Annotated in this window: 3 protein-coding genes; all 3 read left to right on the top strand. The window is 38.0% G+C overall.

Annotated features, from left to right (window positions below; genetic code table 11):
* A partial coding sequence (locus J2Y38_RS12570) for a gliding motility-associated C-terminal domain-containing protein (protein ID WP_309843011.1) occupies positions 1 to 4324 on the top strand: 4324 nt, incomplete at its 5' end.
* Positions 4325 to 4368: 44 nt separating this feature from the next.
* Positions 4369 to 5301 (top strand): type IX secretion system membrane protein PorP/SprF, encoded by a 933-nt coding sequence (locus J2Y38_RS12565; protein WP_309843010.1) that lies wholly within the window; start codon positions 4369 to 4371, stop codon positions 5299 to 5301.
* Between the two features lie 11 nt (positions 5302 to 5312).
* On the top strand, positions 5313 to 7250 hold the full coding sequence (locus tag J2Y38_RS12560; RefSeq protein ID WP_309843008.1) for an OmpA family protein: 1938 nt from the start codon (positions 5313 to 5315) through the stop codon (positions 7248 to 7250).
* Positions 7251 to 7293: the final 43 nt, after the last annotated feature.

Genomic DNA, 7293 nt, shown 5'->3' with positions numbered 1-7293 from the left:
TAATGTTAGGTTAGCCATTGCAGTAAGTGTAACCGATCCGGGAACACCAGCTACAACAGATGCCACACAAGATTTCTGTTTAGTTGATGCGCCAACAGTTGCTGACATTCAGGTGAATACACCAGCTGTGGGAACGATAGTTTGGTATACAGCTGCTACAGGCGGAACAGCGATTCCAACTACAACAGCATTGGTAACAGGAAACTACTACGCTTCAATTCTAAATTCAACAACAAATTGTGAGAGTGCGGTAAGATTAGCTGTTGCAGTAAGCGTGACCGATCCGGGAACACCAACAACTACAGATGCTACACAAGATTTCTGTTTAGTTGATGCACCGACAGTTGCTGATATCCAAGTAAACACACCAGCAGTAGGCACAATAGTTTGGTATACAGCTGCCACAGGCGGAACAGCGATTCCAACTACAACAGCATTGGTAACAGGAACGTACTACGCTTCAATTTTAAATCCAACAACAAACTGCGAAAGCAATGTTAGATTGGTGATTGCCGTAAGTGTAACCGATCCTGGAACTCCAACTACAACAGATGCTACACAAGATTTCTGTTTAGTTGATGCACCAACCGTTGCTAATATTCAGGTAAACACGCCAGCCGTAGGAACCATAGTTTGGTATGCAGCTGCGACAGGCGGAACCCCAATCGCTTCTACGACAGCTTTGACTACAGGTACTTATTATGCATCAATTTTTAACGGAACAACAAATTGTGAGAGTGCGGTAAGATTAGCTGTTGCAGTAAGCGTGACCGATCCGGGAACACCAACAACTACAGATGCAACACAAGATTTTTGTTTAGTTGATGCGCCAACAGTTGCCAACATTCAGGTAAACACACCAGCTGTAGGCACAATAGTTTGGTATACAGCTGCGACAGGCGGAACAGCGGTTCCAGCAACAACAGCTTTAGTAACAGGAACATACTACGCTTCAATTCTAAATCCAACAACAAACTGCGAAAGCAATGTTAGATTAGCCATTGCAGTAAGTGTAACCGATCCTGGAACACCAACAACGACAGATGGAACACAAGACTTCTGTTTAATAGATGCACCAACAATTGCCGATATTCAGATAAACACACCAGCTGTTGGAACCATAGTTTGGTATACAGCTGCGACAGGCGGAACAGCAGTTCCAGCAACAACAGCTTTAGCAACAGGAACATATTACGCTTCGATTCTAAATCCAACAACTAATTGTGAAAGCAACGTTAGATTAGCAGTTGCAGTAAGTGTAACAGATCCGGGAACACCAACAACTACAGATGTCACACAAGACTTCTGTTTAGTTAATGCGCCAACTGTTGCCGACATTCAGGTAAATACACCAGCGATAGGAACAATAGTTTGGTATACAGCTGCTACAGGCGGAACAGCGATTCCAACTACAACAGCATTGGTAACAGGAACATACTACGCTTCAATTTTAAATCCAACAACAAACTGTGAAAGTAATGTTAGATTAGCAATTGCAGTAAGTGTAACAGATCCTGGAACACCAACAACTACAGATGCAACACAAGACTTCTGTTTAGTTAATGCACCAACTTTTGCAAATATTCAGGTTAATCAAACTAATATAGTTTGGTACAGTACAGCCACAGGTGGAACAGCAATTCCTGCAACAACTGCTTTAACAAATGGAACTTATTATGCAGCCATTTTAGATCCAACAACAAACTGCGAAAGCAATGTTAGATTGGCAGTTGCAGTAAGTGTAACCGATCCTGGAACACCAACTACTACAGATGCAACACAAGATTTCTGTTTAGTTGATGCGCCAACTGTTGCTGATATCCAAGTAAACACACCAGCTGTTGGAACAATAGTTTGGTACACAGCTGCCACAGGCGGAACAGCAGTTCCTGCAACAACAGCTTTAGCAACAGGAACATACTATGCTTCAATTCTAGATCCGACAACAAACTGCGAAAGCAATGTTAGATTAGCGATTGCCGTAAGCGTAACCGATCCAGGAACACCAACCACAGCAGATGCTACACAAGACTTCTGTTTAGTTGATGCGCCAACCGTTGCTGACATTCAAGTAAACACACCAGCTGTAGGCACAATAGTTTGGTATACATCTGCGACAGGTGGAACAGCAGTTCCAACAACAACAGCTTTAGTAACAGGAACATATTACGCTTCAATTCTAAATCCAACAACAAACTGCGAAAGCAATGTTAGATTAGCAATTGCAGTAAACGTGAGTGATCCGGGAACACCAACTACAACAGATACAACACAAGATTTCTGTTTAGTTAATGCACCGACTTTTGCTAATATTCAGGTAAATGAATCAAACATTGTTTGGTACAGTACAGCAACAGGTGGAACAGCAATTCCAGCTACAACTGCTTTGACAAATGGAACTTATTATGCAGCCATTTTAGATCCGGCAACAAATTGTCAAAGTGCAGTAAGATTAGCAATTGCAGTTACTGTAACAGATCCTGCTACACCAACAACTACAGATGCTACACAGACTTTCTGTTCTGGAAATGCACCAACAGTTGCTAACATTCAGGTAAATGAAATAAATGTAGTTTGGTATACAGCTGCCACAGGCGGAACAGCAATTCCAGCAACAACAGCTTTGGCAACAGGTAATTATTACGGAGCAATTCAGGATCCGGTAACAGGATGCGAAAGCAGCGTGAGGTTATTAGTTGCAGTTACAGTTGGAAATACAATTAATCCAACAACAACAAATGCTGCGCAAAGCTTCTGTTCAACAGCTTCACCAACAATTGCAAGCATTCAGGTAAACGAAAGCAATGTAACTTGGTTTAGTACAGCAACAGGCGGAACAGCAATTCCAGCAACTACAACCTTAACATCTGGAGTTTACTATGGTAATATTGTAGATCCGGCAACAGGTTGTGAAAGCTCAACTCGTTTACAAGTTACAGTTACAGTAACAGATCCGAGTCCAACGCCAACTACAACAGATGCAACACAGGATTTCTGTTCAATCAATGCACCAACCGTTGCCAATATTCAGGTAAACGAAGCAAATGTGATTTGGTATACTTCTGCTACAGGCGGAACAGCACTTCCAGCCACAACAGCTTTAGTAACAGGAACATATTATGGAGCTGTGTCAAGTACTATAAATTGTGAAAATCCAGCGAGATTAGCAGTTGCGGTAAATGTAAATATTCCGGGTATCATTACAACGCCAAATACAACACAAACGTTCTGTTTATCTAAACTGCCAACATTAGCCAACATTTTAGTTAACGAACCAAACGTTGTATTCTACGCCAATGCTACAGGCGGAACACCACTTCCGGCAGGAACATTACTAACAGTTGGTACGTATTATGCTGCCGCACTTAGTAACACAACTAACGGATGTGAAAGCGCTACAAGGCTGGGTATTACAATTGCCTTTGAAAATGATGCTTTAGTACAGCTTACAACTACAGACGACACACCATGTGTTTTCCAAGGAGTAACGTATTCAATTGCAAATGGAAAATCAAATTATGTTTGGTCAGTTACAAACGGAACAATTACTTCTGGCGGAGGAACTGCAGACGGATCTGCAACAATCTCATGGTCAGATATTGGACCGGGAAGAGTTGAGGTTACTTACACAAATACTTGTGATGAAACCACAACTAAATTCTTAAACGTAACAGTAGCAACATGTTCTGATTTAACAATTACAAATGTGGTTGATAATCCAACACCTAATTTTGGTGATAACGTAACATTTACAATTACGGTAAACAATGTTGGTGAAGGAAGTTTCATCAATACACTAGTTAGTAATTTATTACCAACAGGATATAATTTAGTTAGCTCTAATACATCAACAGGAACTTATAATCCGGCAACAGGACTTTGGACAATTCCAGCACTGCCTGCGGGACAAAGTGTAACCTTAACCATCGTTGCAGAAGTGCTTTCAAGCGGAAACTATTTAACCGTTGCTACAATCGAAAACTCAACACCTTTAGATGTTGATGCAACAAACAATTCAGCTTCAGCTTCGGTTGAGCCAATTTGTTTAACAGTTTACAATGAGTTTACTCCAAATAATGACGGAGCTAATGACTTGTTTAGAATTGATTGTATCGAAACATTCCCTAACAATGAGTTAAAAGTTTTTAATAGATACGGTGCATTAGTGTACAGCAAAGCACACTATGAGAACGATTGGGACGGAACTGCAAATGTATCCGGAGTAGTTAATAGAGGAGATATGCTGCCAACAGGTACTTATTTTTATGTGATTACCATTGGAGATGGAACGGTTAAAAAAGGATGGTTATCAATAATGAGATAACATTCTATTAATCATCTAATTAATTAAACTAAATAAGTATCGTTATGAAACTATATATAAAACCATTAGAAACGTATTTCATTTTAATATGTTCTTTTATTACAGTTTGCGTCAGTGCACAACAAGATCCTCAATATACGCAGTATATGTATAATACAATGGCGGTAAATCCGGCTTATGCCGGATCTACCGGCACTCTCGAAGCCACACTTTTACACCGTTCACAATGGGTAGGAATTTCAGGGGCACCAGAAACACAATCGTTTTCCATTCACGGACCGCTTTCAAACGAAAAGATCGGTTTAGGATTGAGTGTTGTTAACGACAAAATTGGTCCTTCAAATGAATTATACCTTGACGGAAACTTCTCTTATTCATTACCTCTTGGGTACGAAAAAAGATTAGCATTTGGACTAAAAGCAGGTATGAGAATGCTAAATATAGATTGGTCAAAAGGAAGATATTACGATAACAATGATGTTCTCCTAAACCAAAATATAGACAATCAAATGAAACTAGCAGTAGGAGCCGGAATTTACTATTACACAGAAAAATGGTATTTAGGATTCTCTATTCCAAGTTTTATTTCAAACAACTATTATGATGATGTACAGGAATCGATAGATTACGATCGTTTACATTATTATTTAATGGGAGGATATGTTTTTGATTTGAACCCAAATTTAAAGTTCAAACCAGCATTTTTAGTAAAAGCAGTAAGCGGAGCACCGTTAACTGCTGATGTATCGGCGAATTTTATGATTGCTGAGAAATTTGTTATAGGAGGATCATACAGAACAGACGATTCTGTAAGTATTCTGGCAGGTTTTCAAATAACTCCTAGTTTTTATCTAGGTTATGCTTTTGATTACACCACCAGTCAATTGAATAAATACAACGATGGAACACATGAGTTCATCCTGCGTTATTCATTCAACAAAGGACAAAGCAAAATTAAATCTCCTCGATTCTTCTAAAAACAAAACATATGAAAAAATTATATATCCTAAGTTTAGTCTTGAGCATTACGTTTAGTTTTGCTCAAAAGACTAATTTAAAGAAAGCAGATGCTTTGTTTAGAAATTATTCCTATACAGATGCATCAAAGGCTTACGAAGAAATATTACAGAATATTAAAAGTCCGTCGACACAAACATTAAAAAATGCCGCAGACTCGTATTATTTTATTTCTGATGCACGAAATGCCCTAAAATGGTATAGAAAACTATACGAAGCTCAGGGCAATAACCTAACAGATATTTACTATCTACGCTACATTCAAACCATGAAAGCGGTCATGGATTATGATGAAGCAGATAGAGTAACTAAAGAATATCTGGATAAAAAAGGAGATCAAAAGGAAATAAACCGTTATGTTGCACAAAAAAAGCAGCTCGATAGTTTAGCGAAAGCAAAACCGCTGTATCAAATTAAAAATCTGGATATCAATACCAGTAAATCTGATTTTGGAACCACTTTTTATCAGGAAAAAATTGTTTTTACATCGGCAAGAGATACCACCAAGTTTAGTGAAAAACTATATACCTGGAACAATCAGCCATTCCTGAATTTATATGTTTCCGAAAGAAATCCTGCAGATGGAAGCCTCTTCAACGAAAGTTTATTCATTCCAAACGTGATGAGTAAATATCACGAAGCAACGGCCACATTTGATGCAGCAGGGAAAACGATTTATTATACCACTAACATTTTAAAGAAAAACAAATTAGTTGTTGATGGCGATAAAGTCAATAATTTTCAAATTGTTAGAGGTGATGTTGTAGATAATAAATTAGAAAATCCACAAAACGTATTCTTTAGCAGCGATGATTATTCAGTTGGGCATCCTTCTTTAAGCGATGATGGAAAATGGCTTTTCTTCGCATCAGATATGCCGGGCGGATTTGGTGAAACCGATTTGTATGTAGTGAAAATTTCAGATGACGGAACAATGAGTACACCACTCAATCTGGGACCAAAAATCAATACAATTGGTAACGACCTTTTCCCTTATTACAGAAACGGAATGCTTTATTTTTCTTCAGATGGGCATTATGGTTTAGGAGATTTAGATGTTTACGAAAGTAAATTTTTATCAGATGGAACTTTTACAACACCAAGAAACCTTGGTGCTCCAATAAACAGTAACAAAGACGATTTTGCTTATATCGTAGATAAGTCAGACAGTTACGGATATGTTTCATCCAACAGAGCAGGAGGAAAAGGAGACGATGATATTTATTCTTTTGTAAAAGGAAAACCGGTTTGTAACCAAAGTATTTCGGGAATTGCCGTTGACAGAAAATCTAAACTTCCATTATCAGATGTTACCGTTATGGCTTACAATTCATTTAAAGAAGTTTTAGGAGAAACCAAAACAAACTACGAAGGAAAATATGCTATTGTCGTTCCTTGTGATAAAGTGGTTAATATGATTGCTGCCAAACCAAATTACAGCAGTGACGAAAAAACGGTAACAACTACAAAAGAAAATGAAGGTGAAATTCCAAATATCAATTTCGAACTTAGCAATTATGACGATTTAGTGGTAAAAAAGAAAGGTGTTGAAAAAGTAGATGTTAAACCAATTTATTTTGACTACGACAAATACGACATTACACCTTTGGCAGTCGAAGAGTTGACGAAAGTAGTTTTCATCATGCAAAAATTTCCAAACATCAGAATTAAAATTGAATCACATACAGATTCCAGAGGAAAAGATGCCTATAACTTAAAACTTTCAGATAACAGAGCAAAATCAACAAGAGACTATATTATCTCGCAGGGAATTGACGCTTCAAGAATCGAAAGTGCCATTGGTTACGGCGAAAGTCGTTTAATCAATAAATGCAAAAATGGAGTGAAATGTACTGAAGAAGAACATTTGTTAAACAGACGCTCCGATTTCATCATTATTCAAAAATAGTACTATATTTTAGGTCTAATTTATTGATAATTAGATTTTAAAG

The organism is Flavobacterium sp. 2755, assembly GCF_031455715.1.
Classification (GTDB): Bacteria; Bacteroidota; Bacteroidia; order Flavobacteriales; family Flavobacteriaceae; genus Flavobacterium.
The sequence above is the reverse complement of the archived record's forward strand: the minus strand, read 5'-3'. Positions and strand labels throughout refer to the sequence as shown.